We start from the raw sequence: 25,173 nt of genomic DNA on the forward strand, positions 1-25,173 counted from the left end.
TTTTTCAACTTCTACTGCAACATACTCATAGTCCGTACGGGATTCGAACCCGTGTTACCGCCGTGAAAAGGCGGTGTCTTAACCCCTTGACCAACGGACCTCGAGCTTTTCAACTCTTTCTATTATACCTACTTTTTCTGCCTTGTCAACAGATTTAACTAAATTTTTTAAATTTTTTATGTTTCTCTAAATACAATGAATTTAAAAAGAGAGGATTAACGATTTCCTCTCTTTATTATATAGAAATATTTTTTAATTTTCTTCAGTCATTTTTGATTTCACTTCATCATAAGATAGTGCGCGGGATTCTTCTTCGATTGTTTCAGGCATCTTTCCTGTTTCATACAGAGACTTGATTTGTGTACTATCCAATGTTTCGTATTTCAATAATGCTTCAGCAATTAATTTATGTGTTTCTCGATTCGATTGAATAATCTCAGCAGCTTTATTACGTGCTTCATTTAGCAATGAACGAACTTCTTCATCAATTTCATATGCAGTACGTTCTGAAATTGTTTTTTGTGGTGATTGTGCACCGAACATAGCATGATTACCTTCATACTGAACTGGTCCAAGTTTTTCACTCATTCCATACTCAGTAACCATTGCCCGCGCCATTTGGGTAGCTTGTTCAAAATCATTCGAAGCACCAGTTGTCTGGACATTAAAAATAATTTCTTCAGCAACACGTCCACCCATCAAACCAGCTAATTGTTCTTTCATATCTTCTTTAGATAGTAGCATTTGATCTTCTTTCGGAAGAGCAATCATGTAACCACCAGCACGACCACGAGGAACAATTGTTACCTTATGAACTACACGTGCATTCGATAAGACTAATCCTACGATAGTGTGTCCAGCTTCATGATAAGCAACCATTTCACGTTCTTTTTGAGAAACAGTTTTATCTTTCTTAGAAGGTCCTGCAATAACGCGATCTTCTGCCTCATCAATATCAGAAGCATCAATGACTGACTTATTGCGACGAGCTGCAACTAAAGCTGCCTCGTTCAATACATTTTCCAAATCAGCACCAACAAATCCCGGTGTTTGTTGGGCAACTAACTTCAAATCTACATCTTCTGCTAAAGGTTTATTTCTAGCATGGACTTTGAGAATTGCTTCACGTCCTTTAACGTCTGGACGACCAACCAATACTTTTCTATCAAAACGACCTGGACGAAGAAGGGCTGGATCTAATACGTCAGAACGGTTTGTTGCCGCAATAACAATAATTCCTTCATTACCTTCAAAACCATCCATCTCGATCAGCAATTGGTTCAAGGTTTGTTCACGTTCATCATTACCCCCACCAAGACCGACACCACGTTGTCGACCAACAGCGTCGATTTCATCGATAAAGATAATGGCTGGTGCTGCTTTTTTAGCATCCTCAAATAGAGAACGGACACGGCTTGCACCGACACCGACGAACATTTCTACAAAGTCAGAACCTGAAATACTAAAGAATGGTACACCAGCTTCTCCCGCAACTGCTTTAGCAAGCAATGTTTTACCAGTTCCTGGAGGTCCTTCTAAGAGAACACCAGCTGGGATACGAGCGCCTAATTTTGTAAAGCGTTTTGGGTCTTTCAAGAATTCAACAACTTCAACAAGTTCTTGTTTTTCTTCCTCAGCACCGGCAACATCTGAAAAACGAACTTTGATATCTTCCTTATTTGCTGCTTTGGCTTTGTTTCGTCCAAAACTCATTGGATTTCTTCCACTATTCCCCCCAACATTCCCCATCATAGAGAATAAGAAGAAAAATAGAATCGCAAATGGTACAACAGAGACTAGTATATTAATCCACATACCGCTTGAACTCTCATGCTTTACTTCAATTTGAGTCTGATGTTCACTTGCAAGTTTTTGTAAATCAGCTACAGTAGTATCTGACGGAAGAAGAATACTTGTAAATTTTTCTACTTTAGCAGCAGAAGGAGGCGTGAAGAAACGTATACCAGTATCTTTTTTTTCTGTTTTAGCAGTTTTATATACACCAGAAACTTCAATAACGCTACCACTTGGTTGATAGGTCATTTCCTTAACGTTATCATTAGTAATTTCCTGCACTAATTCTGAGTACTTAATTTCTTGACTTCTACCAGCAACTCTACCAGCAAAAAAGTACTGGAATCCTGTTACAAGTAAAAAGATTATCAACAAATAAAGAAATGGATTTTTTATGAAACCATTATTTTGTTTTTGCATTCAACAACTTACCCTTCTATTTTGAGTAAACTTCCTCTTTTAATACACCTACATAAGGAAGGTTACGGTAATTTTCGTTATAGTCTAAACCATAGCCTACAACAAATTCATTTGGGATTGTAAAACAAGTGTAATCTGCTTCAATCTCTACAGTACGACCTTCTGGTTTATCTAGCATAGTTACAATTTTAACAGAAGCCGCTTCTCTCGCAGTAAACATATCTCTCAAACTTTTTAAAGTCTGACCAGTATCAATAATATCTTCTACAAAAATAATATGTCTACCTTTAATTTCTTGAGTTACATCTTGTTTGATATTAATCACTCCGCTACTCACAGTTCCACCATGATAGCTAGAAACCATCATAAAGTCTATTTCAAGATGTGTATCAATATATTTCACCAATTCTGCCATAAAAGGAACAGATCCTTTTAAAATACCAACCAGAATCGGATTTTTCCCCTCATAATCTTTTGTCAATTGAGCGCCTAATTTTTTTGCTGCTTCTGTGATTTCATCTTGAGAAATCATAATCTTCTTGATATCTTGTTCTAACATAATTTTACCTATCTATTTTTTCTATATAAAGTACAGTGCTCATTATATCATTTTTAGTTTTTTTACTCAAATCACTGAATTCGACTCCTAAAACTGAACAAATTTGTCCAAATTGTTCAATGATAATCACATTTTTCCTTTTTTCTAAAGGAATTTTCAAATCTATAAAGAGACGTCTCAATTTCTTTCGATGTCCATTTTTGATCAGATAGTCACCAACTTCTCTATGTCGTAAAACTATAGATGTTTCACGGGAAACACTGATTTTTTGAACATCCTCCCCTTCTAATGGAATACCAAATGAAAAAAGATAACCTTCATAAGAGACTTGATTTAGATAGTCTAACATACACTTACTAGTTATTTCATCCGACTTTGGTCTGATTTTACGAATTTTAAAGTGATTGTATTCTTTAACTAATTCGTAGCCATTTTTCAAACTATGGTGGTATTGACTTTTAGTCTTTAGAATATGATGAATTTCTCGGAATTGTTCTCTAGTTACGTTCAAATTAGCAAAGTGACTCAGATACTCTTGTAATAAAACTCGCTGTGTTTCTTCTGAAAAAGATAAAAACTGAGTTAAATCTTCTACATTAACCGCTTGAGATAATTCAGCCAGAGCAATTTGATAATCAGAAACTTCTTTTCCAAACTCTAGTATAGCTTTTCGAATTTCAGGATTTTCTTTCTCCAATTGCGGTAAATAGAGGTTACGAACACGATTTCGAAAATAATGATTTCCTTGATTTGAAACATCTTCAAAATGAATTATTTCAGGAAAATCACTTTTATAGAAGCTTTGTAACGGACGAATTAATTCACCTCTATCAAACTTTTGTTTTTCTTTAATAGCTGATAAATGGTGTAATCTAGCACCTCTAATCAGTCGCATAAAAATCGTCTCGACCTGATCATCTGCGTGATGAGCTGTTACAAGTGCAGTTGCAGATGTTTCTCTCATTACTTCTCTAAAAAAGTCATAGCGAAATTGGCGAGCACTTGCCTCTGTAAAATGCCCAGTGAAATGATCTACATAAAATGGAGTTCCAGTTTGTCTAGCTAGATTTCTTAATGCCTCTTCTTCTTCATCAGATTCTGGTCTTTGTTTATGGTTCACATGAGCTACAACAAGTTCAATATTAAGTTCATTTTTATAAGTAGACAAAAGGTGAAATAGAAACATCGAATCAAGTCCACCAGATAAGGCTACAATTACTTTTGAATGATTTTTGAAATAACCTCTCTTAAGTAAATGATTCAAAAAATCCCGGTCTGTCATTTTAAGACCTCATAGACATCTTTAGCGATTTTAGAAATTGTATCGTAATCTGAATTTTTGGTAAAGATAGAAATGATAAATGGTGATTCTGTATAAACAACTCCAGTATCATGTTTAAATTCGTCTGCATCTCCAATTTTGTGAGCTACACTAACAGAAATATTTTTGGCAATTCTCTGGTTGTCATACGAAGTTTTTGAAAGTGACTCAAGTACAAAACCATTTTGGTTATAAATAGACTCCATGACTTGACCAGCCATTTTTGCAGAAGCTAATTTATCTTGAACATCCCAATTTTCACCCGAAAGAACTGTCATCTGCTGTTTAAAAGTTTCATCAGATTTGTTTGTAATGTAATAACCAAGGATATTATGTGCTACATTATCTGACTCTTTTGCTGTTTTTGTGATTAAATCTTTAACACTATACTCTTTGTTGTCGGCTTTTTTAGGAAGACTTCCACTTCCTTCAGGTTTATATGAACCAGGAAATTCATTCACTTCTGGAACATACTTAAGAGCTGTATCTAGTTGAACATCTCCTTGATTTATCTTTTCTTGAACATAATAGAGGTAAGGCAATTTCATGATGCTAGCAGCATACATTCTTTGGTTTTCATTAATACCAGCTTCTTTACCTGTACTTAACTGTTTAACATAAATTGAAAAATGGTCATTTTGATAATTTGAAGATAATAATTCCTGTACTTTTTCAATACGGTTATCCTCTTCAGAAATATCTTCCAGCGAAATCCAACCACCCTGTTTAAGACGTAAAAACTCTCTACCTTCAGCAAACACTAACATATCTCCTTCAATCTTTTGATAAGGTGATAATGTATGTGTTTTTTCTGTTTGATCATAAGGACTGTTATAGATGATAAACCCAGGTTTTAACCATACTTGTTTAACGACACTATTTACAGTTGATTCATCATACACGAATCTTTTATCTGCAGCGACAAATTGGTCATTAGATAATTTAAACACTGCAATTCCTTGACTATTTAATCGCCATTCTAATACAGTTAATTTAGTTTCTGAACTAACTTTTCCTGATTCTTTTATCAAATCTTCTGAAGAATAAATGGGGGTTTCTCCATAAAATCTAGGAGATTCAATGGCATCTTGATAATAAAAATCATATGAACCATGAGTTAGTGAATAGATTTCTTGTTTTGGAATGATAACCGGATTCTCAGTGCTAACTACTTGGACACTTTTAAAGAAAATTGGAAGTAGTAATATCACTAAAAATTTACGCATTCTTTTTTTCCTCTTTTTCTTGCAATCGTAACAGATGATTCTTCTGGGCTAATTCTTCTAATTTTTCATCTGATAAATTTAAAAATTGCTCAACTATATCTAATATATTTTCCATCTCATATTACCTAGGAAGTAAATCCGGAATAGTATAGACTTCCTCCCACGATTTCGAATAATAATATTTTGCACGAGAATATTTAGCTGCGTACGACTCATCTTTCAACTTAGTCGCAAAACTAGCTTCCTTATCCTTTTCGTCACTCAATTCCTCATACTGTTTTTTCAACTCAGCTAATTGTTGACGACGTGATAGGAGTTGTTGATAACTCTGTGCTAAATTGTAAGTTGGTAAAATAAACAACAACATAATTAAAATCAAAACCCAACCCATAAAACGATTGCGTCTTTGTCGTTCTTCCATCAAATATCTACGACGTTGATGTTCATTTTGAATAAACGAGTTATTCATTTGGACTATTTTTTTATACATCGCCTTCTACCCTTGTTTCACTGATAATCTCAAACATACTTGCTACATCTTCTTTTTTAGTGCTATCTTTCATTTCCAACACTTTTACAAGCAACAATTTGTTTCCAAAGCGAATTTCAACCTGATCGTTGACTTTTAAATCTGTTGAACTCTTAGCAAGGATTCCATTTACCTTAATTCGCCCTTTATCTGCAACTTCTTTAGCCACTGTACGGCGTTTAATAATTCGTGATACTTTTAAATATTTATCTAATCTCATCTTATAATACCTCAAATTATTATTGTACCATTTTTATCCCTTTTATAGAAGAAAAAAGGTAATCCCTAATGTGACTCTTTTAAGTCTTTTATCTTCGCTAATGATTCTCCAAAGGTTAAGAGTCCTTCTAAAATCTCATAATCTTTTTTATTTCGAATATCAAATACAACTTCTATTAAACCTTGATTCTCAGAAATATTAGCCTTCAAACTTGTCTGTGAGAGGGCTTGGAAATAATCTTGAGTTAAGAATAGTTGTTGAGATATTTTTTCAAATTGAATAACAAGCTTATTATTTCTTCTTTCAACACGATTGACAAAAACTTTATCAAGATAGGCTTTAGCTAATCCAATTTCTAGAAGGTAAGCAACTACATCTGGATACTCTCCAAATCGGTCTATTAACTCATCTTGTAATTCTTCATAGTTGACACGGTTGTCAATTTGACGAATTCTCTTGTAAATTTCAATTTTATGCCGTTCATCTGAAATGTACTCGTCTGGAAGATAAGCATCAATTTGTAGAAGTAACTCAGCATTTCCTTTCTCACGTTTCTTGTCAGTTCCATTTTTCTTAGCAATGGCTTCTTCCAGTAACTGAGAGTACAATTCAAAACCAACTGAATCAATAAAACCGGACTGCGAACTTCCTAAAAGATTACCCGCTCCACGGATAGACAAATCACGCATGGCAATTTTGAAACCAGAACCCAATTCAGTAAAACCTTTAATTGCCTCTAATCTCTTCTCAGAAACTTCTGTCAATGATTTGTCCGGTCGATACATAAGATAAGCATAAGCAATACGATTACTCCGACCAACACGACCTCTTAATTGATACAAGGTAGACAGACCCATGTGATCCGCATTTTCGATAAACAAGGTATTGGCATTTGGAATATCCACTCCTGTTTCAATGATTGTCGTGGTTACTAAAATATCATATTCACCTTCAATAAAATCAAGTAGTGTGTTTTCCAAACGAATTTCACTCATTTGACCATGAACAAAACCAATAGAAGCTTCAGGAATTAACTCTTGTAACTCTGAAACCTTCTTTTCAATCGTGTCAACTTTGTTGTAAAGATAGTAAACCTGACCACCACGATCAATTTCTCTCAATACAGCATCACGAATGACACGATCATTCTGTTCAAGGACATAGGTTTGTACAGGGTATCGATTTGTTGGAGGGGTTTCGATGACAGATAAATCTCGGATACCTAGCATAGACATATGCAGAGTTCGAGGAATCGGTGTAGCTGTCAAAGTTAAGACATCAACTTTCTTTTTTAATTCCTTCAAAGCTTCCTTATGTTTAACTCCGAATCGTTGTTCTTCATCGATGATGATTAATCCTAAATCAGCAAATTCAACATCTTTAGATAGAACTCGATGAGTTCCTATCAAAATGTCTACTTGACCTTTTTTCAATTTTTCAAGTGTTTCAGTCTGCTCTCTTTTACTTCTAAAACGACTCAAAACATCCACATTGACAGCAAATTGTTCAAATCTTTCTTTGAAATTACTATAATGTTGCTGAGCCAAAACTGTAGTCGGTACTAAAACAACAACCTGTTTATGATCGTTGACAGCCTTAAAAGCTGCTCGCATTGCTACTTCTGTCTTACCAAAACCAACATCTCCAACTAAAAGTCGGTCCATTGGTTGAGAACTTTGCATATCTTTCTTAATTTCTTCGATGCTTCGAAGTTGATCTTCAGTTTCAACATAAGGGAAAGCCTCATCAAAAACAACCTGATCTTCATCATCCTTTGAAAATGCATATCCTTTGAGTTGACTCCTCTCGGCATAGAGTTTAATTAAGTCATCTGCAATATCTTCAACTTGATTTTTAACTTTTTGCTTCGCTTTTTTAAAACGTCCATCGTTTAATTTGTTTAACTTTGGAGCCTTACCATCACTAGAAACATACTTAGAAAGAGTCTGTATCTGCTCAACTGGGATAGAAATTCGGTCTCCATTTTGGTATTGGACACTTACGTAGTCTCTATGAATTCCTTTTATTTCAATCGTTTCAATTCCTAAATATTGACCAATACCATGGATTTGGTGAACAACATAGTCTCCTTTTTGGAGTTCATTGTAATCCTTTAATCTTTCAGCATTGCTAATATTTTGTCTTCTATATTTGCGTTTAATCTTCTTTTTGAAAATTTCATATTCAGTGATAAATACAAGATTCTCATCCACAAAATGAAAACCATGACGAAGATTTCCTTCAACAAGATTGACAGTTCCTTTACAGATTTCACTTTCATTATTATTGTCAACTTTAATGCTATATTCATCTAAAATCGATGATAGTTTTTTTAATTCTGTTTGGCTGCTTGATTGAAGAACAATCGTATACTTTAATTTTTTATAACGTTCAATTTCTTCTTTCAGGAAAGAAAACTGATTGAAGAATTCTTGCATGGGATATTGATTAAATTGATAAAGATGATCAAATTTTAGATTTCCAAGACCTTTTTGAAAATTCGAAAAGAAACTTGCTGGTACATATTTTTTTAATTGACTTTCTACATCAGCAAAATATTGTAAATTTGACACAGCTTTACTATTATGTAAATCTTCTGTCAAGTAACTAGCTGTTTCCTTATCAAAAACATCATATTGATTGATAATTTTTTGAAAATCATCAAAGACAATGGGAACTTGATTTACATAGTCTATCAATGTCCACTGTTTTTTATAAAAAATAGATAAAAACTTGCGAATATCTGCATGAAGAACTTGCTGTTTCGTACAACTAAAAACTTCTTCTAAGTAAGACTTTAAAGTTGGAGAAATAGCTTTATCAATCTCATGTTCTAAGAATTTTTGACCACGATGATAATCTTCAGCAGTTAGTAAAATATCACTAGCTGGATAAATTAAGACTTGAGATTGACTATCTTTTGATAATTGTGTATCTGCGTCGAATTCTCTAATCCCATCAATTTCATCACCAAAAAATTCAATTCGGTAAGGAGATAGTTGGGAGGTTTCAAAAATATCTAGTATATCTCCTCGGAGACTAAATTCACCTTGACTTTCAACTTGAGTAACTTTTTTATAACCAAGTGAAATCAATTGATTTTTTAATTCTCTTTGTTCACACTCTTCGCCAACTTCAAGTTTTAACACACTGTTATCAAAAACTTGAGGATCTGGTAAGAATAAACGGCTAGCTGCCATGTTACAAACTAATATTCCTTTTTGAGATTTATCTCTTAGAAAACGCAAGGCTTCAACTCTTGAAAAAATCTTTTCTTGAGACGATACTAAAAATTCTACCATTGGTGAATCATCTACTAAAAATGGATAAACCATATCTGAACCTAAGATAGAAATTAAATCATTGACCAGACGTTCAGCCTCTCCATAAGTCGAAGTCATCACTAAAATCTTATCTTGACTTTCTAGACTACATGCAATAGCTAAGGATTTCGCTGATCCAGATAAACCAATTAATAATTGTCTTTGTTTGAGAGATAAATGCTCATTCCATGATTGTATATTCTTATTCTCTAAAAAGAATTCGATTAATGACATTTCCTTACCCATTATATTTCTGCATTGTTTTTTCAAAGTTATTCTCTTGTAAATAGTAATTTACAGCGTCGTCAACTTTGTCAATCGACTGTAAAATCCCGATATAATCTTCTTGATCAAACTTACTCAAAACATGATGAACCACTGACATTCCTTTTTTAGGTCTACCGATACCAATCTTTACACGATTGAAAACCTGTGTACCAATATGTTGAATAATTGACTTGATTCCATTATGGCCACCAGCTGAGCCCTTAGCTCGGAGACGAATTTTTCCAACTTCCATGTCAAGATCATCGTAAATAATGAGTAAATCTTCAATATCTAAACCATAGTAGGTTAATAAAGCATGAACTGCTTTTCCACTTTCATTCATAAAAGTAGTCGGTTTTACCAAATAAATTTTTTCACCATTAAGGAAAAATGAAGCTAACTCAGCTTGGAATATCTTATCGTGTGTAAAGGCGACATTCTGTTTTTTAGCTAGTTGATCAATCAGCATAAAGCCAACATTATGTTTGGTTTCAAAATATTTATCCCCTGGATTTCCCAATCCCACAAGTAATTTTGTCATTTATTTTTCCTTTCAAAAGCCAAAAGGGTTGGAATTTTTTTCCAACCTAATTGACACTATTTAAAATATTCATTATACGTTAAAGCGGAATTCCATGATATCACCATCTTGAACGACATATTCTTTTCCTTCTTCACGTAAGCGTCCAGCTTCTTTTACAGCCTTTTCAGATCCGTATTTAATCAAATCATCATAAGACATAGTTACTGCACGAATAAATCCTTTTTCGAAGTCAGAGTGGATAATTCCAGCTGCTTGAGGAGCTTTCATACCACGTTTAAAGGTCCAAGCACGAACTTCTTTTTCACCAGCTGTGAAGTAAGTTCCAAGTCCTAATAGATGGTAAGCTGCACGAGTCAACTTATCCACACCTGATTCTTTCAAACCAATGGCTTCAAGAAACTCTTTTTTATCTTCATCATCTAGCTCAGAAATTTCTTCTTCAGCACGCGCAGAAATGACTACTACCTCTGCATTTTCTGTTGCTGCGAATTCACGAATTTGCTTCACATAATCGATAGATTCTGGGTCTCCAACAACATCCTCATCCACATTCGCTACATAAAGAACTGGTTTAGTAGTTAAGAGGAAAAGACCTTTAACTACTTTTTGCTCTTCATCTGTAAATTCAATAGTACGAGCTGATTTACCATCTTCAAGGACAGGTTTAATCTTTTGAAGAACATTAAATTCTGCAACTGATTCTTTATCTTTTTGCGTACGTGCCATCTTTTCCACACGCGCATAGCGTTTATTAACAGATTCTAAGTCAGCAAGAATTAACTCTAGGTTAATCGTATCAATATCTGCTAGTGGATCCACAAAAGCATCTTCACGCCCTTGCTCACGCATAACATTTTCATCATCAAAAGCACGAACCACGTGAACAATGGCATCAACTTCACGGATGTTGGCCAAGAATTTATTTCCAAGTCCCTCTCCTTTTGATGCACCTTTTACAATCCCTGCAATATCTGTAAATTCAAAGGTTGTTGGAACTGTCTTCTTAGGAGTAATCATTTCAGTCAATTTTTGTAGGCGTTCATCTGGAACTTCTACCATCCCAACGTTTGGATCAATAGTCGCAAATGGATAGTTTGCAGCCTCTGCTCCTGCTTTTGTAATTGCATTAAATAGGGTTGATTTACCGACGTTTGGCAAACCCACGATACCTGCTGTTAAAGCCATAGTTTCTCATTCTCCGTTCACATTTCAATCTTCAATATTATAACACAAAAAGGGAAAACTTGCTAACCCTCTAACTTCGTGCCTTTAGTCGATGATTTTACTCATTTTTCTTTCAAAATCATAACGACTCATCATGACAACATGGTCACAATTACTGCATTTTATTTTGATATCTGCACCTAAACGTGTGATTTCCCAACGATTCGCTTTTTTACCTGTAGACTTAATTTTACAAACGTGTGGTTTTTTCATTTCAACAAAATTTCCAACTTGATACATACTACTCTCCTTTTCATATTTCTGATTATATCATAAAAGAGGTGAGCTAGGCTCAACCTCTTTCCATTAATTTGTACGAACTGGTGTAATCAGTTGCATGAAATCTTCATCTGTATCAGCTGGTACCAAGGTAAATGGACGAACTGCTGAAATGAAGCTGATTGTTACCTTTTCACTATTCAAGGCTTTTAGTGCTTCAATCAAGTAAGTTGGGTTAAAGCTAATAGTTAAATCTTCACCAGATACACTTTCTGTATCGATTTCTTCGTTTACTTTACCAACTTCTGGAGAATTTACATGAGCTGTAACTACTCCTTGTTTGATTTCTAATTTTACAGTTCCATTTTGAGTAGCACTTGATAAAAGACGTGCACGTTCCATAGATTGACGTAGATTCACAACATCAAAAGTCACTTTCGTATTAAAGTCTGTTGGAATTAAGCGATCTGTATCAGGATAATTACCTTCTAAGAGGCGTGTATAGAAGCTAATATTTTCGCTTCTAAAGAGAATTTGATTGTTTGCGAAGAAAATCTCTACTGTTTCAATATCGTCCGTAAAAACAGCTGAAAATTCGCGTAGAGAGCGACTTGGGATGACAACATCAAAATTATCACTATTTTTCTCAAGAGTTAATTTTTTCTGACTGAGACGATGTGAGTCTGTTGCAACTGTTTTTAATTCTTGATGATTACTCAAAACAAAGTGAACACCAGTCAAAATAGGACGACTTTCTTGTACACTAGCTGCAAAAGCAGTTTCGTTGATAATCTTTTTGAGAAGTTTTGTTTCAAGAACTAAAGGATTACTTGCTGCAATTTCCTGAATACGTGGATACTGTTCGCTGTCTTTACCTTTAAGGGTAATCTCTGATTTTCCACTTGTTAATACAATCTGATGTTGCTCAATCTCTTTGAAATCAAGCGTCACATCTGGAAGACTAGAAACAACATTGATAAAGAAAGAAGCTTCTAAAAGAATTGATCCTAAAGAGTTAATCAAAAGACCTGCATTTTCATCTTTTTGAGAAATGAAGTTTTCAATTGAAATTTGACCATTAGATCCAATTAATGTAATTCCTTCGTTAGTCACATCAATTTTAATAGTTGATAAAACAGGAATAGCATTTTTTGAACTAATAGCACGTTTAGTAATATTTAATGATTGCAGGAATAAATTTTTATTAATAGAAAAATGAATCATGGAATCTCCTTTATTTATTTATTTATTTTTATTATTAGAAGGTTAATAGTAATAGTAGGCTGTGTGAAATCTGTGGAAAACCAAGTTTAGTTTAGAAAAATCAAGAAGTTATACTTGTTTAAAATTTGTTAATAAATCAGTAAATTTTTAAACACTTATCCACAAGTTATTTGATTTTCTTTTTGATGGTTTCGATTTCTATACGTAATTTATCATCAGTTTCAATCATAGATTTGATTTTTGCATGAGCATGAATGACTGTCGTATGATCTTTACCACCAAATTCTTTTCCGATTTTTGGAAGGCTGTTATCTGTTAGCTCTCTAGCTAGATACATAGCAACTTGACGAGCTAGAACAATATTCTGAACACGTCTAGTTCCCTTCATCTCCTTAACACTAACACCATAAAAGTTTCCGACTTCCTCTTGGATTTTTTCAATTGGAATAACAACCATGGTGCTGACGCTTTGTTTTCGAGCACGGATAGCCTCAGATGCAATATCCACAGTTATAGTGTTGATTTGTTTGACTTTAGCCATGAGACTAATATCTTTGAGGGCACCTTCTAATTCGCGCACATTTGAATCAAACTGGCCAGCCAAATATTCGATTGTGTCAGGTTGAAAATGATAATCAAGATCTTCAGTTTTACTGTTTAAGATAGCAATACGAGTTTCAAAATCTGGAGGAGTAATATCCGTTGTTAATCCCCATGAGAAGCGCGTGACAAGACGCTCAGGTAAATTTTCTAGTTGTTCTGGTCTGCGGTCACTCGTTAAAACAATCTGTTTATTATTACTGTGAAGTTTGTTAAATGTATTAAAAAATTCATCCTGAGTTTGCACTTTATTTCCACTAAGAGATTGAATATCATCAATAAGAAGGAGATCTAGACTTCGATAGTTTTTTTTAAAATTATCCATATCATTAAGTCTTAGATGATCTAAAAATTCATTAATAAAACTTTCAGCAGGAATATATTTTACACGCGCATTAGGATTTTTTTTGAGAATTTCATTCCCCAAGGCATTGAGCAAGTGAGTTTTTCCTAAGCCAGGTCCTCCATATATAAACAGAGGATTATAAGTTAGTCCAGGATCTTCTGAGACGGCTAAAGCAGCAGACTTGGCCCAAATATTTCCATCTCCTTGGATGAAATTATCAAAAGTATAAATATCTCTTAATCCTGTTTCTGAATACGGAATCGATTTTTCAATTTGTTCCTGTTGATGATTATTGCTTTCAACTTTGCTTACTATATCGGAGGTATTAGAATCTTCCTTAGTCAATACATATTGAGCTTTTATTTCAGTGTCGTAGATTTGGAAACCGACAGCTACAATTATATCATTGAGTTTTGTACTCCAAACCATTTCCATTTCAGATCTTGGTAAAAATATAGTAGCTACATTTCCCTCGACCTTTAGTAATTCAGCAGGTGTTGCATAGAAATCAAACATTGATCGTGTTAATCTCTCTTTGGCTAATTCTAAAATCTGATTCCAAAATTGTTTTTCTTTCAACAACAAACTCCTCCTCTCCTAAAAGGTATAATCTTAAACACTATTTTATCATATAGTAAGTATTTTTTCCACAACTTGTGAAAAACAATCCACAATGTTTAAAAGATTTATCCACAACTTGTGGATAAGGAGTTTAGATTTTGATTTTACTGATTTTTCCTCTACGAAACCAGTGGATAAGTCTGTGATTTGAGAAAAATAAAATAACAGCCTTATTTCAGGCTGTTAATAAAACGTTGGTACTCTTCTTGGTTATGAAAAGAAATGGTTATTTTCCCAGCTTCCTTTTTTTGGAGGCTAATCTGGACGTCTAACCCCAGCAATTTTTTTAAATTTTCTTCTTCTTCTTTGATAAAGTGATCTTTTTCTTTAACTATTTTTTTCTTTTTTTCCTGAAGTAATCGTTCTACTTGTCTCACTGATAAATCTTCTGACTGAATTTGAGCAAGTAATTTACTCTGTTCTTTATTAGATAGTTGAATTAGGAGTCTAGCGTGTGCCTGTGATAGTCTACCATTTTCAACTTCTGTTAAAATATCATCTGGTAGGGTTAGTAATCGAACAAGATTTGTAATATAAGGTCTAGATTTCCCCATTTTTTCAGCAATTTCTGCATGAGTGAAACCTTTATCAATCAAAGACTGGTAGGATTTAGCTTCCTCGACAGGATTTAAATCCTCTCGTTGCAGATTTTCAATGATTGAATGAAGCATCATATCTTGATCAGATAAATTTTTAACAATTACTGGGACTTCTGAGAGTCCAGCCAGAATGGATGCACGATAACGTCTTTCTCCAGCTAAAATTTCATAACCGATGACTGGAGATTGACGAACAATAATGGGTTGAATCAAGCCGTTTTCTTTAATAGACTGAGCAAGTTCCTTTATTTTTTCTTCAGGAAAATCTTTACGGGGTTGATAGGGATTTTTTTGAATATCTTTTATATGAATTAGTTTTAATTCTTCCATATTTCTACAGTATCACATCTTTGATGTTCTGTAAAGTAGGTTTACAAATATGTAAACTATTGATTTAAATCACTTGTGCTTTTATCTAGTTTAATTGTAGTTTTTTCTTCTTTACCATTACGATAATAAGTTACAGTCATTTCATCACCAATAGAGTGACTGTAAAGCGCATTTTGTAATTCAGTAGCAGATGCAATCGGATTACCGTCGACTTTAGTGATGACATCATATTTTTCTAAGTGTCCGTTTGCTGGCATATTAGGTTGAACAGAACGAACAGCTACTCCAGAAGTAATATTATCAGGCAGTTTTAATTTTTGAAGATCAGTTGTGCTAAGATTTGATAAGTTAACCATTTGGATTCCTAAAGCTGGTCGAGTTACTTTTCCATTTTTTTCCAACTGTTCTATGATTTTGATAGCATCATTTGAAGGGATAGCAAATCCTAGACCTTCTACAGAAGTTCCACCATTGGTAGCAATTTTACTTGATGTAATCCCAATGACTTGTCCCTGAATATTGATTAAAGGACCACCTGAGTTACCAGGGTTGATAGCTGTATCTGTTTGGATAGCCTTAGTAGAGATAGCTTGGCCATCTTCAGATTTTAAAGAAACAGTTCTATTTAGACTAGATATAATTCCTTGAGTAACTGTATTAGCGTACTCTGAACCTAAAGGACTACCAATTGCGATAGCTGTTTCTCCAACAGTCAATTGACTTGAGTCTCCAAATTCAGCTACTGCAGAAACCTTTTCTGAAGAGATTTTAACAACGGCGATATCAGAATAAGTATCAGATCCTACAATTTCTCCTGGTACTTTTGTTCCGTCAGCCAAACGAATATCAACTTTCTTAGCCCCATTAATAACGTGAGTATTAGTAACGATATAGGCGTACTCCCCATCTTTTTTATAGATAACACCAGATCCTTGGCTGGAAACTTGTTCAGTGTTTGTGTCTGTATCAGATTCACCGTATCCAAACAGACTATTTTGAGAGTTTGCTGAATAGGTAATAATCGATACTACAGCATCTTTAACTTTATCGACTGCTTTAGTAGTTGAATTCTCATTTTTAACTGCAGTTTGAGTGATTGTTGTATTATTCTGTGTATTAGTTTCCTGTTTTTGGTTTAGCTGAAGAATAGTCAAACTACCCAATACACCACTAAAAAAGCTGATGATAATGATTAGTAAAAGTTGTCCGATTTTTTTTGAAATATTTTGTATTTGTTTCATAGATTCCTCCATATTTTAGTCATTGATTAAAGTATAAAACTGTTAACTTAATTCAAACTTAAAAAAAATATGTTTTCAACAATCTGTGGATAACTTTAGAAAATATGTGAATTTCTTGAAGATTTTAGTACTTTTACTTGTGTATAAGATGTGAAATATGATTTGAATGTGGTAGAATATAAGAATGAAAATTAAAATTGTAACAGTAGGAAAACTGAAAGAAAAATACCTTAAAGACGGGATTGCTGAATATTCAAAAAGACTTTCGCGATTTGCGAATTTAGAAATGATTGAACTTGCTGATGAAAAAACACCAGATCGTGCAAGTGATTCTGAAAATCAGAAGATTTTAGAGTTAGAAGGAACTAGAATTCTTTCTAAAATTGGTGACCGAGATTTTGTTATTGTACTAGCTATAGAAGGGAAAACTCTCTCTTCTGAAGAGTTTAGTAAACAATTGGAACAAGCGCCTATAAATGGTTTTTCTACTTTAACCTTTGTCATTGGTGGGAGTTTAGGTCTCTCTCCTCAAGTAAAAAAGCGTGCTAATCTATCTATTAGTTTTGGCCGTTTGACTCTTCCACATCAATTAATGAGATTAGTCTTGGTTGAACAAATTTACCGTGCCTTTACTATCCAGCAAGGCTCTCCCTATCATAAATAGGATTGACTAACCTAGATTTTTCTGATAATATAGACTAGTGAGGTCTCATAGCTCAGCTGGATAGAGCATTCGCCTTCTAAGCGAACGGTCGCAGGTTCGAATCCTGCTGGGATCAATACATACAATTTAAAGCTGGGTTATCCCAGCTTTTTTTGTAAAAAATACATTTCAGGCACAAAAAAGTGCAGTTGAGGATGAATGGTTCTAAAATAGAATCCATTTTGTATAATAGATTTGTAAGTTTATTTACAAGTAAAAAGAAAAGCATTATAGGGAGATATAATGGATTTATTGAAAATACTTATAGTTATTCTTCATATTCTTATTCTGTCAGATAGCTATGAACTCATTTGTAAGGTAACAAAAAAAGAAAAATATCTGTTTATTTTTGGAGTATTTATAGCGCAGTCTATAGTTGAAATTCTATTCTATTTTATTTCGTTACATGGATTAGGAATAGAAAAAATTTCATTTGTTTGTATTATATTTGTTTATCTAATAGGATTTAAGAAATATCATAAATACAAGGCTATTTTTATCAGTCTACTATTGTCTCTACTATATCAAAGTACTCATACTTTTATAGCAGAAATCATATCCTCTATAACAGGTGTTTCTTTCGTAACCAAATATGAAGATTTCTTTTTTGTAGTAGTTTTATTGCTGACTTATTTTGTAATCAAAAAAATTATTTTTTATTTCCACTTAGAAATCAATTATTTTGATAAAGATTACCTCTATTCATTTTTTAAAAAGGTTATTTTTGCTTTCTTTGCTTTACATATTCTATTATTCATTTCAGACATGGTGAATATTCATGAACATTTTAATAGTTTTAGTAGTATTTTAGCAACAATTGTCTTTATTTGTTTACTACTAATCTTCTTTGCAATGAATGCCAATAAGGTTCAAATTGAAAGAGAAATTGCTCTAAATCAGAAAAAATTTGAACAAGAATATTTACAGAATTATACTGATGAAATTGTTTCACTTTACAATGAGATTCGAGGGTTTAGACATGACTATGCAGGAATGATGGTTAGTATGCAAACTGCAATTGACAGTAAAGATTTACAAGAAATTGACAGGATTTACAATGAAGTATTTGTTAAAGCTAATCATAAACTTAGGTCAGATAAGTATACTTATTTTGATCTAAATAATCTTGAAGATTCCGCTCTTAGAAGTGTAATCGCTCAGTCTATTGCCAACGCAAGAGTTCATAACATAGAGTATATTCTGGAGGTAAAAGATATTATTTCACCATTATCAATGGAATTATTAGATTTAGTTCGTGTCATGAGTATTTTACTTAATAATGCTGTTGAAGGAGCACTAGAAAGTTATAGAAAACAAATGGAAGTAGCTGTCATTAAATTAGACTCTGAAATATTGATTGTTATCCAAAATTCTCGTAAAAATAGATCAATCAAGCCAGAAGAAATATTTAACATTGGATATTCTACAAAAGGTATAAATAGAGGAATAGGTCTAAATAATGTTAAGGAAATACTAGAAAAATATGATGATGTTATTTTAGAAACAGAAATTGATGAGGAGCGATTTAAACAAATTATTAGATTTAAGAGGAATATAATATGAAAGTATTAATTTTAGAAGACATTATAGAACATCAGGTAAGATTGGAAAAAACTTTGAATGAGATTTCCAAAGAAATGAACATTCCTATATCGTATAAAACAACAGGCAAAGTTAGAGAATTTATGGAATATGTTGAAAACGAAGAAGTGAATCAGTTGTATTTTTTAGATATCGATATTAATGGAATTGAGAAAAAAGGATTTGAAGTAGCCCAGTTTATTCGTCATCGTAATCCTTATGCGATTATCGTTTTTATAACGAGTCGCTCTGAATTCGCAACACTAACTTATAAATACAAAGTATCTGCTCTAGATTTTATTGATAAGGACATCAATGATCGCTTATTCAAAGAACGAGTTGCGGAGTGTATTGTGTATACTAAAAGTACATTATTAGAAAATCAATCTGTAGTTGATTACTTTGAATATAGTTTTAAAGGGAATGATATTTGTCTTCCTTACCATGATATTTTATATATTGAAACAACAGGAACTTCCCATAAACTAAGGATTATTGGTAAGAATTTTTCAAAAGAGTTTTATGGAACAATAACAGATATTCAAGAAAAAGATAAGGAATCTCAACGTTTCTATTTAGCTCATAAATCATTTTTAGTGAATGTTGGAAATATTAAAGATATAGATCGTAAGACTATGGAAGTTGTTTTTTACGAAGAACATCGTTGTCCTATTTCACGATTAAAAACGAAAAAAATCAAACAGATTTTAACTGAAAAGACTAAAAAATAATTGACAATTTTTCATTTATTGATATAATGGTTATATCTGTTAAAGATAAATGGTCCGTTGGTCAAGGGGTTAAGACACCGCCTTTTCACGGCGGTAACACGGGTTCGAATCCCGTACGGACTATTTTATCCGCCATAGCTCAGTTGGTAGTAGCGCATGACTGTTAATCATGATGTCGTAGGTTCGAGTCCTACTGGCGGAGTCAGAAAAAAAAGAACACCTTAGGTGTTCTTTTTAGTTGTTATCGCTCAACATTTTCATAAGGAAGTCTGTCATTTCTTGCGGACTTTCTTTTTTTCCATGAGCAATCCAGGTTTGGCATACACCAAATAGTGCGTTTGTTAGATAAATACTGCTATACTCTAACTCAATATTGTTTAAATTTAATTGCATAAAGCGTTTTTGGAGGTCAGTGCTAAGCATAATGTGAAGTTTATTTCTCAGGAAGTTTTGTATCTCTTTTGTACCATTTTCAGATAGAAGAGCAGCTAGTAAAGGTTCAGACTCTAAGTATTCAAACACTTCTAGAATAGCATCTCTTTTATGATTTGCGTGTTTTTGGAAAATATACTCAAAGGTATGAAAAAGCTTACTTTGGTACTGTTCAATCATATCATACTTATCTTTATAGTGAGTATAAAAGCTAGAGCGACTAATTCCGGCTTTTTCTGCTAGTTTAACGGTGCTAATTTGATCAAATGGTTGTTCCGTTAATAATTGAACCATGGCTTTCTCAATAGTACGTTTGGTTTTTAAGCGTTTGTTGCTCTCTTTCATAGTTCCTCCTTGTGAACAAAAATAGACGTAGTGTCTAAAAATTATGATTTTGACTTGTAAATAAGAATTTTTAATGTATAATCTATTATATCAAAATTTTAGACAATATGTTTAAAAAAGGAGACAATATGTTTAAAGAATGGAAAGCAATTTTTAAAAAACCAACCTTTATCATTGTAATGATAGGGATTTCTCTTATTCCTGCTTTATACAACATCATATTTTTATCATCTATGTGGGATCCATATGGGCAATTATCTGAGTTGCCTGTAGCGGTTGTTAATAATGATAAGGAAGCTTCTTACAATGGGACTACAATGACCATTGGGAAAGACATGGTGTCCAATTTAAAGGAAAATAAATCATTAGATTTTCATTTTGTCAATGAAGAAGAAGGTCAGAAAGGTCTAGAAGACGGTGCTTACTATATGGTAGTAACTTTGCCAAGTGACTTATCTGAAAAAGCAGCTTCTATTCTAACAGACCACCCCGAACAAATGTCCATTAACTATCAAACTTCTAGCGGGCATAGCTTCATTGCAAGTAAGATGAGTGACTCTGCCATGACACAGTTAAAACAAACTGTTTCTGCGAATGTAACCGAAACTTACACGAAAGCTTTATTTCAAAAGATGGGAGATTTAAAATCTGGTTTAACGAAGGCGACAGATGGAAGTGAACAATTGGCCAACGGGGCTAGTCAGTTAGCTGTTGGAAGTCAGACATTATCTTCAAATCTTGATACTTTAGCCAACTCAAGTTTAACTTTTTCTAATGGAAGTGAACAATTTACAAAAGGGTTGACAACATATGTCACAGGAGTAAACCAACTAAATGTTGGGTTAGGAACATTTAATGATGGATTACAGAACTATACAAGTGGAGTTTCACAGATTGACAGTGGACTTAATCAATTATCTTCAAAGACTCCTGAACTAGTAGATGGTGTCAATCAGCTAAATACAGGAATGAAGACATATGCAGGAGGAGTTTCGCAACTGAATGCAGGTCTCAATCAATTTTCAGTTGGTGTCAATGCATATACAAGTGGTGTTGACAAACTATCTGTTGGTACAAACCAACTATCTAGTCAATCAAATACATTAAGAGATGGTATTACTCAATTAAATAAAGGAATAAAAGAAATTTCAACTCAATTGAATACGACATCTCAACAGAAAGAAGATATAACCCAGTTAACTACTAGTTTAGATGAGTTGAATAAAGCACTTCAAGCTGTAACTATATCAGATAATACTGAACTTAAAACAACAATATCTAATGACTTAGCAACTATATCTACTCTCGCTCAAACTATTGTAACTAATAGTCAATCAGAACAAGAGAGAACTCTTAGTAATCTTCAAGCAACAGCAACTTATCAAACTCTCACTGACTCTCAGAAAAAAGAATTGACTGAAGCTATTTCAAATAATTCTAATTCTACGATTGATTCAGCAAAAGAAATTTTAACATCAGTAGGAAACTTAAAAGTAAGTTTGGAAAGTGTAAACCAACCTGTTTCCAATCTTTCTACTTTACAGACGAAAGCAAACCAATTATTACCTGTAGCTTCTAGCTCTTTGACATCTATGTCAAGTGGCTTTACACAGTTACAAAATGCTGTAGATAATCAGTTGGTTCCTGGAAGTCAATCAATTGAAAATGGAGTTAATGAGTATACTAAAGGGTTGGATACTATCTCTTTAGGTGTAAACCAACTAAGTGAAAAGAATACAGCTTTGACAACAAGTTTAGATCAATTGGTTTCTGGATCAACCAAGTTGACAGAAAATTCTTCAATCTTGACAACTGGTTTGGATTCGCTAGCTGGAAAAACTCCAGAATTAGTAACAGGTATTGAAAAACTCTCATTTGGTTCTAGTCAATTAAACAGTAAGAGTTCAGACTTAATTGCAGGTCTTGATAAAATATATCTAGGATCAAGTCAATTAACAGATAAATCAAGTCAATTACTTTCAGCTAGCTCTCAGTTAGGAAGTGGTGCAGAAAAAATTGCAGACGGTGCTGGAAAATTAGCAGATGGCGGTGTAACTTTAACTGCTGGTATAGAAAGTTTACAAGTAGGAGTTACAGATCTAGGAAAAGGATTAAGTAATGCTAACAATCAACTAAAATCAGCATCAACAGAGCCTAATAATGCAGAAATATTATCTAAGCCTTTGAGTCTTTCAAAAACAGATAATGATCAAGTTCCTGTAAATGGAATTGCTATGGCTCCTTATATGATATCAGTCGCCCTCTTTGTTGCTGCATTATCAACAAATATGATTTTTGCTAAATTACCTTCAGGTCGTCATCCTGAAAGTCGCTGGGCTTGGTTTAAATCTCGCTTCGAGATAAATGGAGTCATTGCTGTGTTAGCAGCTGTCTTAGTCTATGGAGGAGTCCATCTTATTGGCTTAACAGCAAATCATGAAATGAGAACCTTATTCCTAATCATCATCGCAAGTTTGACCTTTATGTCAATGGTAACTGCTTTAACGACATGGAATAGTCGTTTAGGTGCTTTCTTCTCTCTTATTTTGTTATTGTTGCAATTAGCATCAAGTGCAGGAACCTATCCACTTGCTTTGACAAATGATTTCTTTAAGGCTGTCAATCCTTGGTTACCAATGAGTTATTCAGTTTCAGGATTGAGACAAACGATTTCTATGACAGGAAATATTCATCATCAGGTAATTTTCCTTCTGGTAACTTTAGTTCTATTTATAGGATTAGGTATGCTTGCTTATCAACCTAAAAAAATGGAAGAAGATTAAAAAAATCAACCAATTTGGTCGATTTTTTATGAGTATGAATCATGTTAAGAATTTATAAATCTAATAATAGAATGTTTCACGTGAAACAATGAATATATTGAATAGAATCAGATTGACAGAACTATCAACTAAAAACTCAGTTGGGAAACCAACTGAGTTTTTTTAAGTTCTACCTAGTCTTTCCAAAGTTCTTTTACTTTTGCTTGAACTTCAGCATTTTCTAAAAATTCATCATAGGTTTCATCAATACGATCAATGACACCATTTTTAGAAAGAACAATAATATGATTTGCTAAGGTTTGGATGAACTCGTGGTCATGGCTGGCAAAGATAATAGACTCTTTGAAGTTTTTCAATCCATCATTCAGACTTGAGATTGATTCCAAGTCTAAGTGATTTGTAGGATCGTCAAGTACAAGGACGTTTGATTTCAACAGCATGAGTTTTGAAAGCATCACGCGCACCTTTTCTCCCCCAGACAAGACGTTGACAGGTTTGTTAACTTCGTCTCCAGAGAAGAGCATACGGCCAAGGAAACCACGTAGGAAGGTATTGTCATCTTCTTCTTTACTTGCAAATTGACGCAACCAGTCAAGGATTGACTCGTCTCCTGCAAAATCAGCAGAGTTATCTTTTGGTAAGTAAGAGCGACTAGTAGTAACTCCCCACTTGACCGTTCCTTCATAGTCAATATCCCCCATAATTGCACGAATTAGTGCAGTTGTTTGGATGTCATTTTGTCCAATAAGAGCAGTTTTGTCACCTGGACGCAAGATAAAGCTTATATTGTCAAGAATAGTTTCACCGTCGATCTTTACAGATAAGTTCTCTACTGTCAAGAGGTCGTTACCAATTTCACGTTCTGCTTTAAAGTTGATAAATGGATATTTACGACTTGACGGAATAATTTCTTCTAAGACAATCTTGTCAAGCATCTTTTTACGTGAAGTTGCCTGCTTAGATTTTGAAGCATTGGCAGAGAATCGAGCAACGAATTCTTGGAGTTGTTTAATTTTTTCTTCTGCCTTAGCATTACGGTCTGCTAGTAGTTTAGCAGCAAGCTCAGAAGATTCTTTCCAGAAGTCGTAGTTTCCGACATAGAGCTTGATTTTACCAAAGTCAAGGTCGGCCATGTGGGTACATACTTTATTTAAGAAGTGACGGTCGTGGGATACAACAATAACCGTATTATCGAAGTCAATTAGGAAATCCTCAAGCCAAGTAATAGATTGAATATCAAGACCGTTGGTAGGCTCGTCTAAAAGAAGGACATCCGGTTTACCAAATAGGGCTTTAGCAAGGAGAACCTTCACTTTCTCCCCATTTGCAAGTTCACTCATATTTTGGTAATGAAGCTCTTCAGGGATATTTAGGTTTTGTAGGAGTTGTGAAGCTTCACTTTCTGCTTCCCAACCACCTAGTTCTGCAAATTCTCCCTCAAGTTCAGCTGCACGTACTCCATCCTCATCAGAAAAATCTTCCTTCATGTAGATAGCATCTTTTTCTTTCATGATGTTGTATAGTTTTTCATTCCCCATGATAACAACATCAATAGCACGCTCATCTTCGTAGTCAAAGTGGTTCTGACGAAGAACTGAGAGACGTTCGTTTGGTCCAAGAGAGATATGACCAGTTGTTGGTTCGATATCACCAGCTAAAATTTTTAAAAATGTTGATTTCCCCGCACCGTTAGCACCAATTAAACCATATGTATTTCCTTCTGTAAATTTGATGTTGACATCATCAAAAAGTTTGCGGTCACTAAAACGTAGTGACACATCAGATACTGTAAGCAATGTTTTTCTCCTATAATATGTAATATATTTATTCTACTAGAAAAGATAGAAATATTCAAATTTTTGTTTGTCAATTTTATGTCAACTAAGTTTACAGATTCGTTGACATAAACCTAGTTGTTTGATTTTAAAAATTATCTGTCTTTTTATTAAAAAAATGCTATAATTGAAAGGACCATATCAAAGGAGAATAAG

General features: G+C 33.7%; 21 protein-coding genes and 4 tRNA genes. 7 read left to right on the forward strand and 18 right to left on the reverse strand.

What is annotated here, in order from left to right; genetic code table 11:
* Nucleotides 1–28 precede the first annotated feature (28 nt).
* From FN031_RS07650 to FN031_RS07720, 16 genes are all read right to left on the reverse strand, one after another.
* Nucleotides 29–100 (reverse strand) — tRNA-Glu (locus FN031_RS07650).
* A 152-nt stretch (nucleotides 101–252) separates the two neighbouring features.
* Nucleotides 253–2,214, reverse strand: coding sequence for an ATP-dependent zinc metalloprotease FtsH (ftsH, locus tag FN031_RS07655; protein ID WP_142559109.1), 1,962 nt, complete (start codon nucleotides 2,212–2,214; stop codon nucleotides 253–255).
* Between the two features lie 16 nt (nucleotides 2,215–2,230).
* Nucleotides 2,231–2,773 carry a hypoxanthine phosphoribosyltransferase gene (hpt, locus tag FN031_RS07660; RefSeq protein WP_142559111.1) on the reverse strand — a complete coding sequence of 181 codons (543 nt, stop codon included), beginning with the start codon at nucleotides 2,771–2,773 and terminating at the stop codon, nucleotides 2,231–2,233.
* Nucleotides 2,774–2,777: 4 nt separating this feature from the next.
* Entirely contained in the window at nucleotides 2,778–4,055 is a 1,278-nt protein-coding gene (gene tilS / locus FN031_RS07665) for a tRNA lysidine(34) synthetase TilS (protein ID WP_142559113.1), read from the reverse strand.
* Entirely contained in the window at nucleotides 4,052–5,320 is a 1,269-nt protein-coding gene (locus FN031_RS07670; protein WP_142559115.1) for a serine hydrolase, read from the reverse strand. The genes tilS and FN031_RS07670 overlap by 4 nt, the downstream gene beginning before the upstream one ends.
* Complete coding sequence (locus tag FN031_RS09175; protein ID WP_260604706.1) at nucleotides 5,313–5,435, reverse strand: SP_0009 family protein; 123 nt, start codon at nucleotides 5,433–5,435, stop codon at nucleotides 5,313–5,315. The genes FN031_RS07670 and FN031_RS09175 overlap by 8 nt, the downstream gene beginning before the upstream one ends.
* Nucleotides 5,436–5,441: 6 nt before the next feature.
* Nucleotides 5,442–5,810: a septum formation initiator family protein gene (locus FN031_RS07675; protein ID WP_075565252.1), complete on the reverse strand. Its 369-nt coding sequence runs from the start codon at nucleotides 5,808–5,810 to the stop codon at nucleotides 5,442–5,444.
* On the reverse strand, nucleotides 5,803–6,069 hold the full coding sequence (locus tag FN031_RS07680) for an RNA-binding S4 domain-containing protein (protein WP_142559117.1): 267 nt from the start codon (nucleotides 6,067–6,069) through the stop codon (nucleotides 5,803–5,805). The genes FN031_RS07675 and FN031_RS07680 overlap by 8 nt, the downstream gene beginning before the upstream one ends.
* Before the next feature lie 65 nt (nucleotides 6,070–6,134).
* On the reverse strand, nucleotides 6,135–9,638 hold the full coding sequence (mfd, locus tag FN031_RS07685) for a transcription-repair coupling factor (RefSeq protein ID WP_185928459.1): 3,504 nt from the start codon (nucleotides 9,636–9,638) through the stop codon (nucleotides 6,135–6,137).
* A complete protein-coding gene (pth, locus tag FN031_RS07690) occupies nucleotides 9,631–10,200 on the reverse strand; it encodes an aminoacyl-tRNA hydrolase (protein ID WP_142559121.1) in 570 nt (189 codons plus the stop codon). The genes mfd and pth overlap by 8 nt, the downstream gene beginning before the upstream one ends.
* Before the next feature lie 72 nt (nucleotides 10,201–10,272).
* Nucleotides 10,273–11,388, reverse strand: a complete 1,116-nt coding sequence (gene ychF / locus FN031_RS07695) for a redox-regulated ATPase YchF (protein ID WP_142559122.1) — start codon at nucleotides 11,386–11,388, stop codon at nucleotides 10,273–10,275.
* A gap of 84 nt (nucleotides 11,389–11,472) precedes the next feature.
* Complete coding sequence (locus FN031_RS07700; RefSeq protein WP_142559125.1) at nucleotides 11,473–11,667, reverse strand: DUF951 domain-containing protein; 195 nt, start codon at nucleotides 11,665–11,667, stop codon at nucleotides 11,473–11,475.
* Between the two features lie 66 nt (nucleotides 11,668–11,733).
* Nucleotides 11,734–12,870, reverse strand: coding sequence for a DNA polymerase III subunit beta (gene dnaN, locus FN031_RS07705; protein ID WP_142559127.1), 1,137 nt, complete (start codon nucleotides 12,868–12,870; stop codon nucleotides 11,734–11,736).
* A gap of 166 nt (nucleotides 12,871–13,036) precedes the next feature.
* Nucleotides 13,037–14,395 carry a chromosomal replication initiator protein DnaA gene (gene dnaA, locus FN031_RS07710; RefSeq protein WP_142559129.1) on the reverse strand — a complete coding sequence of 453 codons (1,359 nt, stop codon included), beginning with the start codon at nucleotides 14,393–14,395 and terminating at the stop codon, nucleotides 13,037–13,039.
* 212 nt (nucleotides 14,396–14,607) lie between these two features.
* Entirely contained in the window at nucleotides 14,608–15,366 is a 759-nt protein-coding gene (locus tag FN031_RS07715; RefSeq protein WP_142559131.1) for a ParB/RepB/Spo0J family partition protein, read from the reverse strand.
* Nucleotides 15,367–15,422: 56 nt separating this feature from the next.
* Entirely contained in the window at nucleotides 15,423–16,607 is a 1,185-nt protein-coding gene (locus FN031_RS07720) for a S1C family serine protease (RefSeq protein ID WP_142559133.1), read from the reverse strand.
* A gap of 184 nt (nucleotides 16,608–16,791) precedes the next feature.
* Here FN031_RS07720 and rlmH point away from each other — a divergent pair, with 184 nt between their 5' ends.
* The 6 genes from rlmH to FN031_RS07750 all read left to right on the forward strand — a co-directional run bounded on the left by rlmH (nucleotide 16,792) and on the right by FN031_RS07750 (nucleotide 19,824).
* Complete coding sequence (gene rlmH / locus FN031_RS07725; RefSeq protein WP_142559135.1) at nucleotides 16,792–17,271, forward strand: 23S rRNA (pseudouridine(1915)-N(3))-methyltransferase RlmH; 480 nt, start codon at nucleotides 16,792–16,794, stop codon at nucleotides 17,269–17,271.
* 41 nt (nucleotides 17,272–17,312) lie between these two features.
* A tRNA-Arg gene (locus FN031_RS07730) sits at nucleotides 17,313–17,386 on the forward strand.
* Nucleotides 17,387–17,553: 167 nt separating this feature from the next.
* Nucleotides 17,554–18,873 carry a GHKL domain-containing protein gene (locus FN031_RS07735; RefSeq protein ID WP_142559137.1) on the forward strand — a complete coding sequence of 440 codons (1,320 nt, stop codon included), beginning with the start codon at nucleotides 17,554–17,556 and terminating at the stop codon, nucleotides 18,871–18,873.
* Nucleotides 18,870–19,622 carry a competence system response regulator transcription factor ComE gene (comE, locus tag FN031_RS07740; protein WP_142559139.1) on the forward strand — a complete coding sequence of 251 codons (753 nt, stop codon included), beginning with the start codon at nucleotides 18,870–18,872 and terminating at the stop codon, nucleotides 19,620–19,622. Before FN031_RS07735 ends, comE begins: the two co-directional genes overlap by 4 nt.
* 51 nt (nucleotides 19,623–19,673) lie before the next feature.
* A tRNA-Glu gene (locus FN031_RS07745) sits at nucleotides 19,674–19,745 on the forward strand.
* A gap of 5 nt (nucleotides 19,746–19,750) precedes the next feature.
* A tRNA-Asn gene (locus FN031_RS07750) sits at nucleotides 19,751–19,824 on the forward strand.
* Nucleotides 19,825–19,856: 32 nt separating this feature from the next.
* On the opposite strand, the gene FN031_RS07755 is transcribed toward FN031_RS07750, so the two are convergent.
* Nucleotides 19,857–20,399: a TetR/AcrR family transcriptional regulator gene (locus FN031_RS07755; RefSeq protein ID WP_142559141.1), complete on the reverse strand. Its 543-nt coding sequence runs from the start codon at nucleotides 20,397–20,399 to the stop codon at nucleotides 19,857–19,859.
* A gap of 128 nt (nucleotides 20,400–20,527) precedes the next feature.
* Between FN031_RS07755 and FN031_RS07760 the strand changes: the two genes are divergently transcribed.
* Nucleotides 20,528–23,182 (forward strand): YhgE/Pip domain-containing protein, encoded by a 2,655-nt coding sequence (locus FN031_RS07760; RefSeq protein ID WP_142559144.1) that lies wholly within the window; start codon nucleotides 20,528–20,530, stop codon nucleotides 23,180–23,182.
* 173 nt (nucleotides 23,183–23,355) lie between these two features.
* Here the strand turns inward: FN031_RS07760 and FN031_RS07765 are convergent, their stop codons facing one another.
* Entirely contained in the window at nucleotides 23,356–24,978 is a 1,623-nt protein-coding gene (locus FN031_RS07765) for an ATP-binding cassette domain-containing protein (RefSeq protein ID WP_142559145.1), read from the reverse strand.
* Nucleotides 24,979–25,173 lie beyond the last annotated feature (195 nt).

It is taken from the genome of Streptococcus mitis (genome assembly GCF_902159415.1).
Taxonomy (GTDB): Bacteria; Bacillota; Bacilli; order Lactobacillales; family Streptococcaceae; genus Streptococcus; species Streptococcus mitis_BG.

Excerpts from the sequence above, each read along its gene's own strand:
- ftsH (WP_142559109.1), bottom strand. The coding sequence starts at position 2,214 with ATGCAAAAACAAAATAATGGTTTCATAAAAAATCCATTTCTTTATTTG.
- hpt (WP_142559111.1), bottom strand. The coding sequence starts at position 2,773 with ATGTTAGAACAAGATATCAAGAAGATTATGATTTCTCAAGATGAAATC.
- tilS (WP_142559113.1), bottom strand. The coding sequence starts at position 4,055 with ATGACAGACCGGGATTTTTTGAATCATTTACTTAAGAGAGGTTATTTC.
- FN031_RS07670 (WP_142559115.1), bottom strand. The coding sequence starts at position 5,320 with ATGCGTAAATTTTTAGTGATATTACTACTTCCAATTTTCTTTAAAAGT.
- FN031_RS09175 (WP_260604706.1), bottom strand. The coding sequence starts at position 5,435 with ATGGAAAATATATTAGATATAGTTGAGCAATTTTTAAATTTATCAGAT.
- FN031_RS07675 (WP_075565252.1), bottom strand. The coding sequence starts at position 5,810 with ATGTATAAAAAAATAGTCCAAATGAATAACTCGTTTATTCAAAATGAA.
- FN031_RS07680 (WP_142559117.1), bottom strand. The coding sequence starts at position 6,069 with ATGAGATTAGATAAATATTTAAAAGTATCACGAATTATTAAACGCCGT.
- mfd (WP_185928459.1), bottom strand. The coding sequence starts at position 9,638 with ATGGGTAAGGAAATGTCATTAATCGAATTCTTTTTAGAGAATAAGAAT.
- pth (WP_142559121.1), bottom strand. The coding sequence starts at position 10,200 with ATGACAAAATTACTTGTGGGATTGGGAAATCCAGGGGATAAATATTTT.
- ychF (WP_142559122.1), bottom strand. The coding sequence starts at position 11,388 with ATGGCTTTAACAGCAGGTATCGTGGGTTTGCCAAACGTCGGTAAATCA.
- FN031_RS07700 (WP_142559125.1), bottom strand. The coding sequence starts at position 11,667 with ATGTATCAAGTTGGAAATTTTGTTGAAATGAAAAAACCACACGTTTGT.
- dnaN (WP_142559127.1), bottom strand. The coding sequence starts at position 12,870 with ATGATTCATTTTTCTATTAATAAAAATTTATTCCTGCAATCATTAAAT.
- FN031_RS07715 (WP_142559131.1), bottom strand. The coding sequence starts at position 15,366 with ATGGAAGAATTAAAACTAATTCATATAAAAGATATTCAAAAAAATCCC.
- FN031_RS07720 (WP_142559133.1), bottom strand. The coding sequence starts at position 16,607 with ATGAAACAAATACAAAATATTTCAAAAAAAATCGGACAACTTTTACTA.
- rlmH (WP_142559135.1), top strand. The coding sequence starts at position 16,792 with ATGAAAATTAAAATTGTAACAGTAGGAAAACTGAAAGAAAAATACCTT.
- FN031_RS07735 (WP_142559137.1), top strand. The coding sequence starts at position 17,554 with ATGGATTTATTGAAAATACTTATAGTTATTCTTCATATTCTTATTCTG.
- comE (WP_142559139.1), top strand. The coding sequence starts at position 18,870 with ATGAAAGTATTAATTTTAGAAGACATTATAGAACATCAGGTAAGATTG.
- FN031_RS07755 (WP_142559141.1), bottom strand. The coding sequence starts at position 20,399 with ATGAAAGAGAGCAACAAACGCTTAAAAACCAAACGTACTATTGAGAAA.
- FN031_RS07760 (WP_142559144.1), top strand. The coding sequence starts at position 20,528 with ATGTTTAAAGAATGGAAAGCAATTTTTAAAAAACCAACCTTTATCATT.